Origin of the sequence: Peribacillus sp. NPDC097197 (assembly GCF_050278025.1) — a bacterium.
Taxonomy (GTDB): Bacteria; Bacillota; Bacilli; order Bacillales; family DSM-1321; genus Peribacillus.
Genome location: NZ_JBNNST010000001.1, coordinates 83,675 through 102,073, shown reverse-complemented (window position 1 = coordinate 102,073; position 18,399 = coordinate 83,675). Strand labels below are relative to the sequence as shown.

The 18,399-nt window shown below is 42.8% G+C and carries 17 protein-coding genes; 5 read left to right on the top strand and 12 right to left on the bottom strand.

Annotation, left to right across the window (positions count from 1 at the left end):
* Nucleotides 1-53: 53 nt before the first annotated feature.
* Nucleotides 54-2,183 (bottom strand): heterodisulfide reductase-related iron-sulfur binding cluster, encoded by a 2,130-nt coding sequence (locus tag ACQKL6_RS00505; protein ID WP_427650490.1) that lies wholly within the window; start codon nucleotides 2,181-2,183, stop codon nucleotides 54-56.
* Nucleotides 2,184-2,499: 316 nt separating this feature from the next.
* On the opposite strand from ACQKL6_RS00505, the gene cls reads away from it, so the two are divergent.
* Together cls and uvsE are read left to right on the top strand one after the other, a co-directional pair.
* Nucleotides 2,500-3,696, top strand: coding sequence for a cardiolipin synthase (gene cls, locus ACQKL6_RS00500; protein WP_427650488.1), 1,197 nt, complete (start codon nucleotides 2,500-2,502; stop codon nucleotides 3,694-3,696).
* Between the two features lie 25 nt (nucleotides 3,697-3,721).
* Complete coding sequence (gene uvsE / locus ACQKL6_RS00495; protein WP_402870251.1) at nucleotides 3,722-4,678, top strand: UV DNA damage repair endonuclease UvsE; 957 nt, start codon at nucleotides 3,722-3,724, stop codon at nucleotides 4,676-4,678.
* 39 nt (nucleotides 4,679-4,717) lie between these two features.
* Here uvsE and argS read toward each other — a convergent pair whose 3' ends face one another.
* From argS to speE, 4 genes are all read right to left on the bottom strand, one after another.
* On the bottom strand, nucleotides 4,718-6,388 hold the full coding sequence (gene argS, locus ACQKL6_RS00490; RefSeq protein ID WP_427650233.1) for an arginine--tRNA ligase: 1,671 nt from the start codon (nucleotides 6,386-6,388) through the stop codon (nucleotides 4,718-4,720).
* A 3-nt stretch (nucleotides 6,389-6,391) separates the two neighbouring features.
* The gene (locus ACQKL6_RS00485) at nucleotides 6,392-6,832 is read right to left on the bottom strand and encodes a DUF1934 domain-containing protein (protein ID WP_427650231.1); all 441 of its coding nucleotides are present in this window, start codon (nucleotides 6,830-6,832) and stop codon (nucleotides 6,392-6,394) included.
* Between the two features lie 231 nt (nucleotides 6,833-7,063).
* Nucleotides 7,064-7,942: an agmatinase gene (gene speB / locus ACQKL6_RS00480; protein ID WP_402870244.1), complete on the bottom strand. Its 879-nt coding sequence runs from the start codon at nucleotides 7,940-7,942 to the stop codon at nucleotides 7,064-7,066.
* Nucleotides 7,943-7,954: 12 nt separating this feature from the next.
* Nucleotides 7,955-8,782, bottom strand: a complete 828-nt coding sequence (gene speE, locus ACQKL6_RS00475; protein ID WP_402870241.1) for a spermidine synthase — start codon at nucleotides 8,780-8,782, stop codon at nucleotides 7,955-7,957.
* A gap of 202 nt (nucleotides 8,783-8,984) precedes the next feature.
* Here speE and ACQKL6_RS00470 point away from each other — a divergent pair, with 202 nt between their 5' ends.
* Nucleotides 8,985-11,051 (top strand): transglycosylase domain-containing protein, encoded by a 2,067-nt coding sequence (locus ACQKL6_RS00470; RefSeq protein WP_402870238.1) that lies wholly within the window; start codon nucleotides 8,985-8,987, stop codon nucleotides 11,049-11,051.
* A 148-nt stretch (nucleotides 11,052-11,199) separates the two neighbouring features.
* On the opposite strand, the gene ACQKL6_RS00465 is transcribed toward ACQKL6_RS00470, so the two are convergent.
* Complete coding sequence (locus ACQKL6_RS00465; RefSeq protein ID WP_402870237.1) at nucleotides 11,200-11,709, bottom strand: YwhD family protein; 510 nt, start codon at nucleotides 11,707-11,709, stop codon at nucleotides 11,200-11,202.
* Nucleotides 11,710-11,744: 35 nt separating this feature from the next.
* Complete coding sequence (locus tag ACQKL6_RS00460; RefSeq protein WP_402870235.1) at nucleotides 11,745-12,413, bottom strand: site-2 protease family protein; 669 nt, start codon at nucleotides 12,411-12,413, stop codon at nucleotides 11,745-11,747.
* Between the two features lie 138 nt (nucleotides 12,414-12,551).
* Between ACQKL6_RS00460 and ACQKL6_RS00455 the strand changes: the two genes are divergently transcribed.
* On the top strand, nucleotides 12,552-12,737 hold the full coding sequence (locus ACQKL6_RS00455; RefSeq protein WP_402870233.1) for a 2-hydroxymuconate tautomerase: 186 nt from the start codon (nucleotides 12,552-12,554) through the stop codon (nucleotides 12,735-12,737).
* A gap of 29 nt (nucleotides 12,738-12,766) precedes the next feature.
* On the opposite strand, the gene ACQKL6_RS00450 is transcribed toward ACQKL6_RS00455, so the two are convergent.
* The 3 genes from ACQKL6_RS00450 to ACQKL6_RS00440 form a co-directional block, all read right to left on the bottom strand.
* On the bottom strand, nucleotides 12,767-13,276 hold the full coding sequence (locus ACQKL6_RS00450) for a YwgA family protein (protein WP_402870231.1): 510 nt from the start codon (nucleotides 13,274-13,276) through the stop codon (nucleotides 12,767-12,769).
* A gap of 32 nt (nucleotides 13,277-13,308) precedes the next feature.
* The gene (locus tag ACQKL6_RS00445; protein WP_403079728.1) at nucleotides 13,309-14,616 is read right to left on the bottom strand and encodes an HD domain-containing protein; all 1,308 of its coding nucleotides are present in this window, start codon (nucleotides 14,614-14,616) and stop codon (nucleotides 13,309-13,311) included.
* 228 nt (nucleotides 14,617-14,844) lie between these two features.
* The gene (locus tag ACQKL6_RS00440; RefSeq protein ID WP_402870227.1) at nucleotides 14,845-15,066 is read right to left on the bottom strand and encodes a DUF1450 domain-containing protein; all 222 of its coding nucleotides are present in this window, start codon (nucleotides 15,064-15,066) and stop codon (nucleotides 14,845-14,847) included.
* A gap of 328 nt (nucleotides 15,067-15,394) precedes the next feature.
* Here ACQKL6_RS00440 and ACQKL6_RS00435 point away from each other — a divergent pair, with 328 nt between their 5' ends.
* Nucleotides 15,395-16,153 carry an RsfA family transcriptional regulator gene (locus ACQKL6_RS00435; RefSeq protein ID WP_402990524.1) on the top strand — a complete coding sequence of 253 codons (759 nt, stop codon included), beginning with the start codon at nucleotides 15,395-15,397 and terminating at the stop codon, nucleotides 16,151-16,153.
* Nucleotides 16,154-16,364: 211 nt separating this feature from the next.
* Here the strand turns inward: ACQKL6_RS00435 and ACQKL6_RS00430 are convergent, their stop codons facing one another.
* Nucleotides 16,365-17,216 (bottom strand): lipoate--protein ligase family protein, encoded by an 852-nt coding sequence (locus ACQKL6_RS00430; protein WP_402990527.1) that lies wholly within the window; start codon nucleotides 17,214-17,216, stop codon nucleotides 16,365-16,367.
* Between the two features lie 33 nt (nucleotides 17,217-17,249).
* Nucleotides 17,250-18,236 carry a phosphate acetyltransferase gene (gene pta / locus ACQKL6_RS00425; RefSeq protein WP_402870221.1) on the bottom strand — a complete coding sequence of 329 codons (987 nt, stop codon included), beginning with the start codon at nucleotides 18,234-18,236 and terminating at the stop codon, nucleotides 17,250-17,252.
* Nucleotides 18,237-18,399: the final 163 nt, after the last annotated feature.

Below are 18,399 nucleotides of genomic sequence, written 5' to 3'. Positions count from 1 at the left end.
GCCTGCTTCTAGTGAATGTATTCATTTAAAAGAAGCAGGCAATTCTATTTAACTTAAGACGCTACTGGCTTACTATCTCCCAGGATTGCCTTTTCGAGTAATTCGGCAACATCATACGTTTTCACATTCTCTTCAACTTCTTTTGCCTTCGTCCCGTCCGACAACATCGTCAAACAGTATGGGCAACCTGAGCTAATAACAGTTGGGTTTACTGCAAGAGCTTGTTCGGTACGGGAAACGTTAATTCGGTTACCCGTTTCCTCTTCCATCCACATCAAGCCGCCCCCAGCTCCACAGCACATTCCTTTCTCACGGTTACGTTCCATCTCGACAAGTTTGACGCCTTCAATGGATTGCAAGATTTCACGTGGTGGGCTGTATACATCGTTATATCTTCCCAAGTAACAGGAGTCATGGAAGGTAATCGTTTCATTGACCGGGAATTGCGGTACCAGTCTTCCTTCCTTAACAAGCTGAGCAAGTAATTCCGTGTGATGGTACACTTCCGCTTCCAGTCCAAAGTCCGGATATTCATTCTTGAAGATATTATATGCATGCGGATCGATGGTCACGATTTTTTGGATATCGTTTTTCTGGAATTCTTCGATATTTTTCATGGCCAGTTCTTGGAAAACAAACTCATTTCCTAGACGGCGAGGAGTATCGCCCGAATTTTTCTCCTTATTTCCTAAGATGGCAAATTTGACGCCAGCTTCATTCATTAATTTAGCAAAAGAAAGGGCGATTTTTTGGCTTCGGTTATCATACGACCCCATCGAGCCTACCCAGAATAAATATTCAAATTCCTCATCCGCTTTTTTCATTTCCTTGACGGTTGGGATGACAACGTCGTCACGTAAACCTATCCAGTCTTCTCTTTCTTTACGGTTCAATCCCCAAGGATTACCTTGGCGTTCGATGTTTGTCATCGCACGTTGGGCATCGGGATCCAAACGACCTTCCGTCAGCACCAAGTAACGGCGCATATCAATGATTTTATCAACATGTTCATTCATGACCGGACATTGATCTTCACAGTTCCGGCACGTTGTACATGCCCATAGTTCCTCTTCCGTGATGACTTCCCCAATAAGGCTAGCGCTATAGGCCTCGGTTGCTGCTGCAGACTCCTGCGCCCCCTGCCCCGCACTCGCTAAAGCGATTTGGTTGCCCTTTGTATTTCCAAATACGAAAGACGGAACCCAAGGTTGCTTAGTCGTAACGGCTGCCCCTGTATTCGTTAAGTGATCACGCATTTTGATAATGATATCCATCGGCGATAGCATTTTTCCCGTACCTGTGGCCGGACACATATTCGTACAGCGACCACACTCTACGCAGGCATATAGGTCAATCATTTGATATTGCGTTAAGTCTTCGATATATTTGGCACCATAATATTGATTTCCTTCTTTATCCAAAATCTCTTCCTCTAAATCGACCGGCTTCAGCTTACCCGGATTATCCAAACGATTCAGGAATACATTAACGGGTCCAGCAATTAAATGAGCGTGCTTGGACTGCGGGATATAGACAAGGAACGATAATATGATGATCAAATGCAACCACCAAGCTACGTAAAACACGACAGTCGCTGCGGTCGGTCCGATCCAGTTGAATAAAAACGCAATGCTGGATGCTACGGGTTCTGACCATGTTGCATCATGACCGTGCCAAATCATTCCCATTCCATTACCTGTTAATACGGTAACCATGATTCCGGTAATGAAAATGACGACCAACCCTGCTTTAAAATCTCTTTTCAATCGAACAAGTTTCTCTACATAACGGCGGTATGCTGCCCATAAGATTGCAACAAGAACCGTGAGTGTCACGACTTCCTGAAAGAAAGTGAACGCCGGGTATACCGGACCAAACGGTAAATGCCATCCTGGCTTTAACCCTTTGATAAAAAAGTCAATGGCTCCAAATTGTACTAAGATGAAACCATAAAATAACATAGAGTGTATGATCCCGCTCTTCTTGTCTTTAAAGAGCTTCTTTTGTCCGAATACATAAACCCCAATTTTAACCAGCCGTTCTTTGACGCGATTATCGAATTCCACCTTTTTGCCAAGCTTTATATAGGCCATTCGAGTCCTGATTAAATAGACAAATAATCCAGCAGCGTAAGCGGTTACAAGTAAAAATGCAATTAAGTTAATCCACAGCAGGCCATTCATTTCCATTGCATGCGTTCCCCCTTTTATATATTCGTGAATCGTGTAAAAATGCCAGATCACCACTTTAAAATTATAGAAAAAATGGCATTTTCCTGAAATTTGATTATCTCCATTATATAATGAATGAGCATTCAGTCAACTTTTTTCTTTGTAAATATTGTTATTTTTCTACACCCACTAGTAAAGTTCGACAATTCCGTCAATTACCCTTCTTATTTTTTAAAAAAATCCACTTTCTCTTGTACTTAATTAATGGTTACAAATAGGTTGTTTGAGTCAAACTAACTTAAACCATTAAGGGGGGATCGTGTTGAAGGTGTTCGTTACGTTTTTTTCTATATTAATGTTAATCCTCACTTGGTGCTGGGTTGATTTCAAATTAGGCTATAAGCAGCAGGTAAAGCGGGCAACGAACATCACTTTCCCGCCCCGTAAAAGTGAAATGACCGTCTTTACATCAGGGAAAATCCTATTCGAAGATTTCCTGAAAGAAATTGAACGGGCCCAGGAGTCCATACATATTCTTTTTTATATCGTGAAAGAGGATCAATTTAGCAATGACTTTTTGAAGTTGCTTCAAAAAAAGGCAGAATCGGGTGTGGAGGTAAGGCTGTTGGTAGATAGGGTCGGAGGTAAAAAAATGTCCCGGCAGTCCATTCAAGAATTAAAGAAAAGCAATGTTCACTTTTCATATAGCTTTAAACCGAAGACCCCTTTCCTTTTCTATTCCACGCAAAGAAGAAATCACCGGAAAATCACCGTCATTGACGGAAGGATTGGGTATCTGGGCGGTTTTAATATTGGGAAGGAATATATTAATCAAGGAGAAAAGCTAAACCCTTGGCGTGATTACCACCTGAAAATCACGGGGGAAGGAGTGAAGGATTTACAGGAAGTTTTCCTTTCTGATTGGTTTTATGATACAAAAGAAGATTTCAGGGGGACTCCCGCCTATTTTCCTGAATTAGTTCCTGGCTCACAAGCTCAACAGTTCATCGTGACTAATGGAAGCGACCTTGAACAAACTCTGATAAACCTGATTCAAAAAGCTGATACGGAAATTATTATTGGGACACCCTACTTCATCCCAAGCCATAAATTGTTTGAAGCATTAAGGGAAGCCCTTTCCAGAAAGGTAGCGGTCACCGTCATCGTTCCGGACGTTTCGGACCATGCCCTAGTTAAAGAGGCATCATTCCGCTACTTTAGAATTTTATTAAGAGAAGGCGCCTCCATCATGCAATTTCAGAGAGGGTTCTACCATTCTAAAGTGATATTGATCGATGATATTATGTGTGATATCGGTACGGCAAACTTTGATAAACGGAGTTTATTCCTGAATAGCGAAATCAATTGTTTAATATATGACCGCCGCTGCATAGAAGATGTGAAGGATGAATTGGCGATCGACATTGCTGAATCTAACCCAATAGCGGAAAAGACACTCTCCTCCCCTAATATCTTACGTTCAGCAAAAGAATCACTAGCTGCCATCCTTTCCCCTTTTCTTTAAAAATCGGGTAATGGGAGAGAAGAAAATGAAAATACGATTCGGATTTGTATCCAATGCAACCTGTCTTTGGGAGGCCTCCCCTGCAAAGACCCTGACCTTCAAACGATATAACGAGCTTGGTCAGGAAGAAGGAAGGCAAAAGCTATTGGAGGTGACCAAACAAAATATCGAGAACACATTGCGGGTCCTTCAGTATAATACGGCCCATCAGGTCGAGCTTTACCGACTTTCCAGTTCCATCGTTCCCTTGGCGACTCACCCGGATGTAAAATGGGATTTTGTCACCCCTTTTGCAAAAGAATGGAAACAACTTGGGGATTGGGTATTGGCGAACAACATGCGGGTCAGCTTTCATCCGAACCAATTTACGCTTTTCACTAGCCCGAAACCAAGCATTACAGAAAATGCCGTGAAGGATATGGAATTTCACTATAAAATGCTTCAAGCGATGGGCATTGCAGACCAATCCTTCATCAATATCCATATTGGCGGCGCCTACGGTGATAAAGATTCAGCAATCATTCGCTTTCACGACAACCTCAGGTCGCTCCCTGAACATGTAAAAGCAAGGATGACCCTGGAGAATGATGATAAGACCTATACAGCTTCCGAAACGTTACGTGTATGTAAGCGGGAAGGCATTCCTTTCGTCTTTGATTATCATCACCATCTTGCCAATCTATCCGTGGAGCCGCTTAACGAGCTACTCACCGATGTCTACACTACATGGGAAGACAGCAATTCGGTCCCTACAATCCATATTTCTTCCCCAAAGTCAGCCAGTGCGTTTCGTTCACATGCCGATTATATTGATATAGCCTTCATTATGCCCCTCCTAAAAGCACTCACGGAGTTGGGGAAGGATGTTGATTTCATGATTGAAGCAAAAATGAAGGATCAGGCGATGCTGAAATTGATTGAAGAGATGTCTAGAATCCGTGGAGTGAAAAGAGTAAGCGGGGGATCTGTTTTCATTAAATAAAAAAGCGGCCGTTTCACGGGAAACGACCGCTTTTTCTTATTACATTTTTTCCGGTGCAGAAACGCCGATTAGTGCCAGTGCGTTTCTCAACGTAATTTGAACCGATTTCACTAGAGCAAGACGAGCTTTACTTCTATCCATTTTCTCACTATCCAATACTTTATCCGCATTGTAGAAGCTGTGGAATGTAGAAGCAAGGTCGAAAATATAATTCGTCATGCGGTGCGGCATCCGTTTTTCGGCTGCTTCCGCGATTGCCTGTGGGAATTCCCCTAATTTCTTCAATAGCTCGAATTCCTTCTCCGTAGAAAGAGCAGTAAAATCAGTGATGCCTTCATAGCTAATCCCTTGTTCCACACCTTGACGCAAGATGCTTGAAATACGGGCATGAGCATATTGTGAATAATAGACCGGGTTATCATTGGATTGTGATACAGCTAGATCAAGGTCAAAGTCCATATGTGTGTCCGCACTTCTCATGGCAAAGAAATACCGTGTGGCATCCAGGCCGACCATTTCAATCAAGTCGCGCATCGTTACCGCTTTACCGGTACGCTTGCTCATTTTCATTTTCTCGCCATCTTTGAATAGATGAACAAGCTGAATGATCTCCACTTCAAGCTGCTCACGATTATAGCCTAACGCTTCGATTGCCGCTTTCATACGTGGAATATAACCATGGTGATCCGCTCCCCAAATATTGATGAGGGTGTCGAATCCACGCTCCAATTTATTGCGGTGGTACGCAATATCCGGTGTCAGGTATGTGTAGGAGCCATCCTTTTTGATAAGAACGCGGTCCTTATCATCGCCAAGTTCTGTTGAACGGAACCAAGTTGCCCCGTCTTCTTCATAAACATGGCCTCTCTCCTTCAGAACGCTTAGTGCTTCGTCGATTTTCCCATTTTGATAAAGGGACGTTTCCGAGAACCACACATCAAAACCGACACGGAAATTTTCCAAGTCCGTTTTCAGCTTAGCCATTTCACATTTCAATCCGTACTCACGGAAAAAGTCATAACGTTCTTTTTCATCGACGTTAACATACTTATCTCCATATTCCTTCGCAAGCGTTTTACCAATCCCGATAATATCTTCGCCGCGGTAACCGTCTTCAGGCATTTCTTTATCAAGGCCAAGTGCTTGGAAGTACCGTGCTTCGATTGAAATTGCCAAGTTATTGATTTGGTTACCTGCATCATTGATATAGTATTCGCGCGAAACGTCGTATCCCGCTTTTGATAGAACATTACATAACGTGTCACCAACAGCAGCACCACGCGCATGACCAAGGTGAAGGTCACCAGTCGGGTTTGCGGATACGAACTCCACCTGGATTTTTTCGCCTTTACCATAATCGCTTTCGCCATAGGCTTCATCTGCTTTCAGAATCACTGGAACCAACTCTGTCAGATAAGCATTATCCATGTAAAAGTTTATGAATCCCGGGCCTGCGATTTCAATTTTTTCAATGGATGCCTTGGACTGATCAAAGTTCTCGATGATTGCTTCTGCAATCATTTTCGGTGCTTTTTTTGCGATTTTCGTTAATTGCATCGCCATATTCGTGGAGTAGTCTCCGTGTGCCTTATCTTTTGGAAGTTCCAACACTACTTGGGGAACCTGTTCTTCCGTTGCCAAACCAGCTTTAATAACCGCATCTTTAATTTCCTGTTTCAGTTTTTCCTGTACCTCATTTACTATATTCATGTTCTAAGCTTCCTCCTTGTAGGAAATCGTCATTTCATATTGCCCGGGTTCGCTTCCCTGCATATGTAGTGCATAGTGAAGGATCAGTTTCCCTTCCTTTTTCTTTTCATCCCATTGATGCTGAATTTTCTTTGTGGTCGTCGATAGCCCCAACCTGCCATATATACTTTCATAATGTCCATTTGTCGCTTCCTGCAAGCGGAAAAGCTGTCTCATTTTAACGGCACCGTTCCTAAGCAGAATCGTTTCGTTCGTTTTATGCTTAATGGTTGTCTGCGTTTTGCCGGCTTCATTTTCCTCTGCATATTGCAAATACAAATCGGACCCTTTATACATCCTTGTACCAAAAGTGACGAGCTCATACGTTTCCGTTTCAGAGCCATGCCTGATTTTTGTCTGCAATGTCACTTTAACATTCTGCTTATCTATATCATGAAGAGTCAAAGCTACACTTCCTTCATCATCTCGTTCTTAACTTTATAAGTATAAATATTCTTCAATGAAGTTTCAACTTGGAGCGGAAAATAAAGTTTCATATCTTGTCTTAGTATGCAATTCATTTGAATGTAACGCAAGACAAGCTCTTAATTACGAAGGGAAAGCGATGATATTTCCCGAATACATACTAAAAAGGCCATTCCCGCTAAAATGCAGGAACAGCCTCCCCTATCATATTTAACCCTTTTGAACCCAACCAAGAATCATTTCACGAATCAGCTTGCTTGCCGTATTCGCCGTTTGTTCAGATGGATCATAAATCGGGGCCACTTCTACTAAATCACAGCCAACCACATTCACTTCTGAACGGGCTATCTCGTGGATCGAAGCTAAAAGCTCTTTGGACGTAATGCCACCGCAGTCGACGGTCCCTGTACCCGGCGCATGCGCAGGGTCAAGCACGTCGATGTCTATCGTCACATAAACCGGACGACCCGCTAATTGCGGCAATACTTCCTTCAGGGGCTCAAGCACTTCAAACTTAGAGATGTGCATGCCATTTTCCCTTGCCCATTGAAATTCTTCCTTTAGCCCGGAACGGATTCCAAATGAATAAACATTACTTGGCCCGATAAGCTCTGCTGATTTTCGGATGATGGAAGCATGGGAAAGTGGCTCTCCTTCATAATCCTCCCGCAAATCTGTATGGGCGTCCATATGGATGATGGCCATATCGGGGTACTTTTTAAACATGGCTTTTATGACAGGCCATGTAACAAGGTGTTCTCCCCCCATGCCCAATGGGAATTTACCGGCATCAAGCACACCGTCTACAAATTCTTCAATCATATCGATACTGCGTTGCGGATTACCGAAAGGCAATGGGATATCCCCAGCATCATAGAATTTCACTTCTTCCAATTCACGGTCTAAGTATGGGCTGTATTCTTCCAAGCCGATTGAAACTTCTCGAATCCTTGTTGGGCCAAAACGGGAACCCGGACGGAAGCTGACTGTCCAGTCCATCGGCATACCATAAAGCACCGCTTCGGATTCCTCGAAGTCCGGATGGCTTTTAATGAATACATTGCCTGAGTACGCTTCATCGAATCGCATGTTCATGCCCCCTTATTTCACTAAATCTTGAACGAATTTAGGCAGGACGAAAGCTGCTTTATGAAGTTCTTTTGTATAGTATTTTGTTTCTATATCGTGGAAACGCTCGTCTGGAACGTCAAGCGGATTATATTTTTTAGAACCGATCGTGAATGCCCACAGCCCACTTGGATACGTCGGGATATTGGCTAAATAAAGGCTTGTGATCGGGAATATTTCTTTCACATCGCGCTGTACATCGCGGATTAAGTCTGATTTAAACCAAGGGTTATCCGATTGGGCAACGAAGATTCCGTCTTCTTTCAAAGCCTTGGAGATGCCGGCATAAAAGCCTTTGGTAAATAGATTTACAGCAGGACCCACTGGTTCGGTGGAGTCCACAAGAATCACATCGAATTCATTTTCACTCTTCGCGATGTGCATAAAGCCATCCCCTACTTGCACATCGACACGTGGATCTTCTAGCATGCCTGCAATTTCAGGTAAATACTTCTTGGAGTATTCGATGACCTTTCCATCAATATCAACCAGTGTAGCTTTTTTTACGCTTGGATGCTTAAGAACTTCACGGATAACTCCGCCGTCTCCTCCTCCTACGACCAAAACATTTTCTGGATTAGGATGTGTAAATAAAGGAACATGGGCTACCATCTCGTGGTAAACGAACTCATCGCGTTGGGATGTCATCACCATGTCATCCAACAAAAGCATATTTCCCCATTCTTCAGTTTCAATCATATCCAACTTTTGAAACTCCGTTTGTTCCGTATGTAAAGTACGATTCACTTTCATCGTAATACCAAAATTCTCTGTTTGTTTCTCAGTAAACCAAATGCTCATTTATTAACGCTTCCTTTCCAAAATCTTATAGTCTTTCAACTAATTGGCCGATATTCGGTATACCCATTAGCTAGAAAAAGTATAGACGAATCTACCAGAAATGCAAGATAAATATTACAATTCCACTTCTTATGTTTAAAAATATCTTTTTTTTCCATAATAGTAATAGATTATTTTTTTAAAAATAAGAGAGGTGAAAGCAATGGAGCTCATTCCAAGCGAACGTTTTAAAAGGACAACTAAATATGTGCGGGCTTTCATCATTTTTGCCACAATAGGTCTCATCATTCTCTTTGTCTTGCTTCTCTCTTTACTGATGTATGCAAAAATACTAGGCCCGCCGCCTTTGGCTGTACCTCAATCGACGCTGTATTATAGCCATGACGGAAATGTGATCGGAGAATCCGATAATGGTCAAAAGCGCTACTGGGTCGGGCTGGAATCGATTTCACCCGAACTAGTCAAGGCAACAGTCGCAGTAGAAGATCGCCAATTTTACACCCATAAGGGCTTTGATATAAAACGGATCGGTGGTGCCATCCTTGCTGATGTCCGTGCCATGTCCAAGGTTCAAGGGGCAAGTACGATCACCCAGCAATATGCCCGGAATCTCTTCCTTGACCATGATAAGACGTGGTCGCGTAAGCTAAATGAAGCGTTCTATACAATACGCCTGGAAATGAATTACTCAAAAAAAGACATTCTAGAAGGCTATTTAAATACGATTTACTATGGCCATGGCGCCTATGGGGCACAAGCTGCAAGCCAATATTACTTCGGTAAGGATGCCAAGGATTTGACGCTTCCGGAGGCAAGCATGCTAGCCGGAATCCCAAAGGGGCCATCCAACTATTCGCCTTTGGACAACCTGGATAAGGCCAAATCAAGGCAAAAGGTCGTCCTGCATGCCATGCAAACCAAAGACTATATTTCAAAAGCTGATACGGATGAAGCCCTCCAGGCATCCCTTTCTTTAAATGGCGAACATGGTACTGTAACCAAGAAAATGGCTCCTTACTTCCAGGATGCCGTCAAACAGGCCCTAAAAACGCAACTTCATTTAGATGACCGGACAATCGAGCTCGGGGGCTTAAAGGTTTATACCACATTGGATGAAAATCAACAGCGCATCGCAGAGGAGTCCCTCTCCACTGTCATACCCGAACAGGCTAGCATCCAAGCATCACTGGTGGCCATGGATCCCAGGACCGGGGAAGTCCGCGCACTCGTCGGGGGCACTGACTACACAGCTTCACCATTCAACCGTGTCACACAGGCCCTACGCCAGCCAGGATCGACAATAAAGCCGCTTCTATACTATTCAGCACTAGAAAACGGGTTTACACCGTCAACCACTTTAAAAAGTGAGGCCACAACCTTTACCTTTGATGATGGCCATACTTCATATAAGCCGCATAACTATAACTATCAGTATGCGAATGATGAGATAACGATGGCACAGGCCATTGCTTTATCCGATAACATTTATGCCGTGAAGACCCATCTATTTCTCGGCGAACAGGCATTGGTTGATGCGGCTCGTCGTTTTGGCATCACTTCCAAAATGGATGCGGTCCCTTCCCTTGCACTTGGCACATCCAATGTGAGGCCCATTGAAATGGTCAATGCGTACGGAATCCTGGCTAATGGCGGCAAAAAAGTAGAGCCTACATTCATCACCAAGGTGGAAGACCGAAAAGGTGAAGTCATCTTCGAACGATCCCAGAAAGGTGAACAGATTCTGGATAAGGATAAGGCATTTGTCATGACTGAAATGCTTACCGGGGTTTTTGACGAAACGCTAAACGGCTACACGAAGGTGACAGGGAGCACGATCAGTTCCCAATTGACGCACCGCGTCGCAGGGAAGTCGGGTTCCACTTCCACCGACAGCTGGATGGTCGGTTATACGCCTCAACTGGTTGCAGGTGTATGGACTGGCTACGATCAAGGGAAAAAGATAGAAATCCCCGCCGAAAAAAGTTATGCGAAAAAAATATGGGCATCCTATATGGAGAAGGGTTTGAAAGGGCAACCTTCCAAACCCTTTAAGGAAACGGGTAATGTAATCGGTGTACATGTCAATCCAGCAAGCGGCAAACTTGCAACAGATGCCTGCCCCGTCTCCAGATTAACTTACTATGTAAAAGGAACCGAACCCATGGAATACTGTGAAGAGCACTTCAAGCAAAAGAACACCAAAAGTGCTCCGAAGGACGGGAAACATAAAAACCCCTGGTATAAAAAAATCTTAAAACCTTGGGGATAACGAAAAACCCCGAAGCCGGTAGCGGCTTCGGGGTTTTTCTGTCCTAGTTCCACAGTGTCTAAACTGCTGTCTCTAAGTTTACTGATTTTATTCGCTTCGTACAAGTGATTTTTTTACTAAACTTCACATTTCATACAATAATACACATTTAAACCATCAAAGACTGTTTAAGCTCATCGGATGAACGCTCCCACATTCCTGCATCGTGGTTTTTCAGGAACTCGGCAAGGATGCTTTTTGATTTATCGTCCATATCCTCGACGATGATATGGCGTTTCAAGGATTTATCCATCCGGTTAACATGTTCCGGCAAGGATTTGTACCCACGTCTGATTGAGCGGTCCACCGTCATCTCACAAGCGGTCACCCCGGCATAGTACGGACCAGTTTGCAGGGCTTCAATCGTTACCCAAACAAGCCAGTAGGGTTTCCCATTTGGCACTTCCTCTTTTGTCTTTAGAAACTTGATTCCTTTTTCCACAGCACTTCTTGCATGCATCGCGCCGATGTCGACTTCCGCTTCACCAGCATCCACATCAATGATGACCGGTGAAATATTGTCGAGAGTTAAAACACCAGCGCCATATCCGCCATGGCCTTTCATCGGATCATTTTTAATAATATTGAAGCCTATCTTTTTCTTTGGTTGTTCTTCCATGTTAATAACCCCCTTCAGTTTCGTCATTTACTATATTAAAAAAACAAAAGACTTAAAGTGTGTCCGAGATTGTCACGAACGAATGGTACAAGTTCATTCATAATCGGACTGATTGTATATTTACCCAACGGTGTGATGACTAAAATCAGGAAAATCAAGGATCCGTATTGCTCATACTGAGTCATTTTCGCACGCATTTCCACCGAAACCAGATCTTCTACGATCCGATACCCATCAAGAGGTGGTAGTGGTATCAAATTGAATACGAATAGTACGATATTTAAGTGAATCAACATCGTAAAGAAAGGTTCCACGAAGAATGGCATGTCGTAAGGTCCCAACCCTGAAGCGAGTAACCCGTACCAGATTAAATAGCCTATCGTCGCCACAAGAAGATTGCTGAGCGGACCTGCAAAGGAAACCAGTATGCCAGCCAGTCTTGGATTCTTAAAATGAAACCGATTGACAGGGACAGGCCTTGCCCAACCAAATCCTACAATCAAAATCAGGAGCGTACCGATTGGATCCAAATGCTGTATGGGATTCAAGGTGACCCTTCCTTGATTCTTAGCTGTCGGATCCCCAAATTTATAGGCCACATAGGCATGGGAAAATTCATGAACCGTAAACGCGATCAAAAGAACGACAATCACGTAAGGAAGCCTATCCAAACTATAAGCCAAAAACTGTCCTAATTGATCCAATAGCTTCTCCCCCAATGTTTATTACCGTTAGTATACATGAAAATTTCAAGATGTGAAAAAACTCTGATTTCAGTATCTTGCAAATATTTCCCTAATGTGAAACACTACATCTATTAAAAAGAATGGGGGAATATGAAAATGCCATATGTAACAGTCAAGATGCTTGAAGGCCGTACCGAGGAGCAAAAAAAAGCATTGGTTGAAAAAGTAACAGCAGCTGTTTCAGAAACAACCGGTGCACCAGCCGAAGCTGTAACGATTTTCATCGAAGAAATGGCTAAAAACCACTTAGCCGTTGCCGGCGTTCGTAAAAGCGACCAATAAAAGGGTTCATAATCGTAAAAGCTAAGCCATCAATTCGGCTTAGCTTTTCCTTGTAGCTTCTCTATATATTCATATGCATCATCTATTTCTTCAAGCGTATATTTTTGCTTGCTTTTAAGCGTGAAGATTTTTTCAATGACCTCTTCCTTTTCCAACGTATCAAAGTAAAGGACCGTTGAAACAAGTTCCAAAAACCGGGCATTTTGTTCATTCATATCCAATAAGCATGTATCAAGAGAAGGCATATCAACTTCCTGTATCGACAAGAAGTCTTTTCCCGCCTCCGTAATGGAATAGCAGTATTGATAATAGCCCGCCTTTTTCTCCTTCACTTCATTCAGGTACCCCATTGCGCAAAGTTCCTCTATTCGTAAAGTCAATTCCTCCGAGTACGGTCCGTAAAAGTGAAATTGAAATTTTTCATGAAAAGGAAAGGATAACTTCTTCGCTATATAAACAATTTTTTGCAGCTTTTTTCGACCTGAAATTTCACCTGCAGTTGAAATGGCATTGATAATGTTTGCATGATCCTTAAACAAGGCTCGTCACTCCTCACCCAAAATGTACCGCTTTAAATCGACAGCTCCAATAGCTGACGGATTTGTTTTTTTATATCTTTATTCGTTGATTCATCGCGTAGTAAATCTGCCGGGAAGTACAACTTATGATCCGTTCGTCTTTTTCCTGAAATGGCATCCACTATTTCGGATTCACGCGACAATTCCCGAAGTTCGCCATTCGTTTGCAGCAAATGGATTGGCAACCGCTCTTCCTCTTCGCCTGGACGATAAAAATCATAGGGCAGGTCCGAGGAGGAATCGACGACTAAATAATAATCAGGATTGATTCCCGCCTCAATGAATAGCGCCCTTAATTCCATTAGTTTATTCATTTGACTATTCGAAGGATGAAACTCAACATATTTAAAGAGTTTTCGATTCACGAAACGGATACATAAATCCCTTAAGATTGGATCCTCTTCTTCTTCCCAAGCCTCGAAATAGTAGAGCATCACGGATTCATCCATTTTCAAGTAATCTTCTAACGTGACATTGCCCTTGAACATTGAATAAAAGTGACGGGGTTCTTGGGCAAATTGGTAGTTGGTTTCGAATAAATACTTTGCCCTATGCAAAATTTTCGTTAGGATGACCTCGGCACTCCGTGTAACCGGGTGGAAGTAGACCTGCCAATACATTTGGTATCGACTCATAATATAGTCTTCCACCGCGTGCATCCCACTTTGCTTAATGACAGCATGCTCCTCACGCGGCCGCATCACCCGTAATAGCCGCTCCATATCAAAATGGCCGTAGCTTACTCCAGTGAAATAAGCGTCCCGTTGCAGATAATCCATCCTATCGGCATCAATTTGACTAGAAATCAAGCTGACTACTAATTTGCCTTTATACGTTTTGGCAATGACCTCCGCTACTTTTTTGGGAAAATCGGGTCCTACTTTGAGAAGGATCTCATTCACTTCTGTATGACCGATAATGATCTGTTGAGTGAACTGTTCATGGTCCAAATCAAAAACCTTTTCAAAAGAGTGAGAGAATGGGCCATGTCCTAAATCATGTAGCAAGGCCGCACACAACGAAAGCAACCTTTCCTCCGGTTTCCATTCCGGTCTCCCTTCGAAGACATCATCGACAATTCTTCGGACAATCTCATATACCCCAAGCGAATGGCTAAACCTACTATGTTCTGCACCATGAAAGGTAAGATAGGTCGTTCCTAGTTGCTTGATTCTGCGAAGACGCTGGAATTCTTTCGTGCCGATCAAATCCCAAATAACCCGGTCCCGAACGTGTATATACCGGTGTACTGGGTCTTTAAATACTTTTTCTTCTTGTAATTTTTCGCCAGAATATTCCATGGACTACCCTCATTTTCATAATCTCATTGCTTTTATTATAGCTTGTCTTTATAGAATATCCTAACTCGACCCATGATAGAAAGCCTGTTGATTTTATATGAAATCAGGAGTTTTTATGGATTTTGATAGAGAAAATAACGGAATTAAAAAATCACCACAGTTTATTGAATCTGGGTGACGAGTCGCATGTTTCACGTTTCAAAACTGCTGAATTATTTATACATAAAGCTACTTTAGCTTCTTATCTATTTTCTCTAGTAACTCGTCTTCTGTCGGGGCCGCAACTGGGCGGTTATTGACAAAAGCGAAGGATTTTTTCCTGCCCGGACCACAATAGGATTGGCAGCCAATTTCAATTTTCGCGTCAGGATCAAGCTTTTCCAGCCGTGGAATTAATGTTTTGACGTTTACTGCCAGGCAGTCATCACACACTCTGAATTCATTGGACATCCTCGGTAAGCATCCTTTCTATAACAAATGATTTTCGTTCTATTTACGTGACTAAAAGGTATTTTACCGTTTCTATCTATGAATATCAAGAGACGGAATGGAAGGAGAAAAGATGCTTTGTCATAAGTGGATGCCCCAAATAGGGGAAGTACCAAGTCAATTCAACTTATTCTTCCTTTCCTCACAAAAAACTAGTATCCTTTTAACCTTTTTGTATAAAAAATCCATATCTTGTCCAAAATACTAGTAGAACACCTAATCAATCATTGTTACAAGATATTCATATAATGATCATTTTAAAAAGTTACCAGAAAGGGAGTATGTAGAAATGAAGGTTCGTCAAGATGCCTGGACAGAAGAGGATGATTTACTGTTAGCAGAAACGGTATTACGGCATGTACGTGAAGGCAGCACGCAACTGAACGCATTCGAAGAGGTCGGTGACAAATTGAACCGCACATCCGCAGCTTGTGGATTTCGCTGGAATGCAGTTGTCCGCCATAATTATGATAAGGCGCTGTCTCTAGCAAAAAAACAAAGAAAACAGAGACAACGGATTCTCGGAAAAGATCAGGGAGGAAAAAAACGTCTGCTCTATACACCGCCATCCCCAATGATTTCTGATATCATGGCTCCTCTCCTGCAAGAAGAGGACGTGGAATCAGAGACTGATACGGCAGTAATAGAATCTACTAATTATGAAACCGCAGAGGAATTTTCTGATGAAGCGTTCGTTCCGACACAACAAAGGAACACAAACATGCCTACCAGCACGCCGGCAATGGGCCTGGATATGGTTATCGCTTATTTGGAGTCCATGAATGGGCGATTGCTACAAGCCGAAACATTACAAACTGAAAATGAACGCTTGAAGTTAGAAATAAAAGAGTTAAAAGGACGGAATGAAGAACTTCAAAATAAAGTATCCCACCTTGAACAAAATAGCGGCTTGATGCAGGAAGATTACGAAACATTGATGAATATCATGAATCGTGCCAGGAAGCTAGTCCTATTAGAGGAGGAAGAGCGCCCGGCCACAAAATTCAAGATGGACCGAAATGGAAATCTGGAGAAAATGGCTGAATAAAGATAATGCGGGGGCCTTTTATCAGGTCAACCACATGACAAATAGCCATTCCCTATACATTTTCCGAAAAATGAGTCTGGAAAGGGCTCTTTTTTCATGTATTAGCCTGGTATCTTCTTACTAAAAGTTTCTTTTTCAGTTTCAGTGAATACTATACTCGGAAGCAACACCGAAAAAGCTGTCCCTTCCTTCAGGAACAGCTTTTTACCATTTATTTATCTTCCAATGCATCGAAGACTTTGTTATTACGTTCTACCACTCTTGTTAAGTACCCTTCATATAAAGGCCACTCTTGTGCCGAAAGGGAATCGGAAAATATCTTCCCACTATGCTCCTTCAATACGTTCAGGAATCTGAGCATAACATCTTGGACAGTTAACTTAACCCCCAATAACTCAGTAAGCGAGGCCATTACGGAAGGAGTGATATCCGGATAAGTGAATTTCGTTTCGACCTGCTTTTTGGCGGTCTGATAGAAACCTTTCACAAGTTCGGCCCTTTGTGCACCACTTCCATTGACGCATATGTATATTTGTACAGCCACACCATTGCGGATCCGGCGTTGCGATATACCGGCAAATTTCCTGCCATCGATACTTAAGTCATAGCTCCCTGGACAATAGGAGCCCACGATTTCTTTTGCTTCGATGCTAACCGGGAAATCGCTGAACATACGTCTAATCAGTTCCCACATGGCATCATATCCACGGTTTATTTCGATTTTCCGTTCGCTTTCAGGGAAAACGAGTGATACATTCAGGACTCCTTCATCTAACACGACGGCCAACCCTCCTGAGTTCCGTACAATCGCCTTGAAATCGTGCTTATCCAAATAATTAATTCCCTCTTTAAGAAAAGGAAGTTTCGTATCCTGAATACCAAGTACGATGGTTTGATGATGCACCCAAGCCCTGGCTACGGCCGTCGAGCGGCCGGAACCTACGGAGGCACATAATGTATCATCCATCGCAAAGGATTCTAGGGCTGGAAACTGGGGACCAACCGATGACTGGTCAATTATCCGCCATTCTTGCTGCCTTAATAATGAATCTGTTTCACTCATAGAAATCTCCCTCTATCAATATCATTCACGTCATTACTGGTATTGCGCAACGAATCCTTGTGCGGCTGTGATGAGTGCCAATTTATATACATCCTCTTCGCTGCAGCCACGGGAAAGATCATTCACTGGACGGTTAAGTCCTTGTAGGATTGGACCCACCGCTTCGAAACCACCCAGACGCTGAACCATCTTATAACTAATATTACCGGCTTCAAGACTCGGAAATATAAAGACATTGGCATCTCCTTGAATGAGAGAATCCGGTGCCTTTTGCCTAGCAACCGAAGGAACGAACGCCGCATCGAATTGAAATTCTCCATCCAGGAGAAGGTGTGGATCCATTTCTTTTGCCAAGGCGACGGCTTGAACGACCTTTTCCGTTTCTGGTGAATGGGCCGATCCCTTCGTAGAAAAACTCAGCATCGCGACTCTTGGTTCGATATCGAATGTCAGGGCCGTCTTGGCACTTTCCAATGCGATTTCAGCCAAATCACGGGAATCCGGGTTAATATTGATGGCACAATCCGCGAATACGTACTTTTCCTCTTCACGGACCATGATAAAGACTCCCGAGGTTTTTTGAACACCTGGCTTTGTTTTAATGATTTGTAATGCCGGTCGGACTGTATCAGCCGTTGAATGGGCTGCCCCACTCACCATTCCATGCGCCTGTTTCATATGAACGAGCATCGTTCCAAAGTAATTCTCATCCAAGAGGATTTCACGGGCTTGCTCAACGGAGGCTTTTCCGTTCCTAACCTCAACAAAAGCTTCAACCATCTCATCCATCATGATGTAGTTTTTCGGATCGTAAATTTCAATGGCATCCAGAGAAATTTTGAGGTCTTTGGCTTTCTCTTGAATTTTGCCGATATCGCCAATTAATACAGGTGTTAATAATTTCGCTTTAGCAAGCCTTCCCGCTGCTCCCAAAACGCGTCCATCCAGCCCTTCTGGAAAAACGATTTTTAGATTATTCCCTGTTATCTTCGATTCTAAAATTTCAAATAAATCGCTCACAAGCTCATCCTCCTTGAATGTATGTACCTTCTATTCATTCCTATATTACCCACTTCGTAAACTTCATGCTCTTCTTCTAAGAATACTCTAGCCGCTATTTAAATTCCAGAATCATTGGTCTTCTTCGTAAAATCGTACATATGAACATTCCTTGAACAAAGAA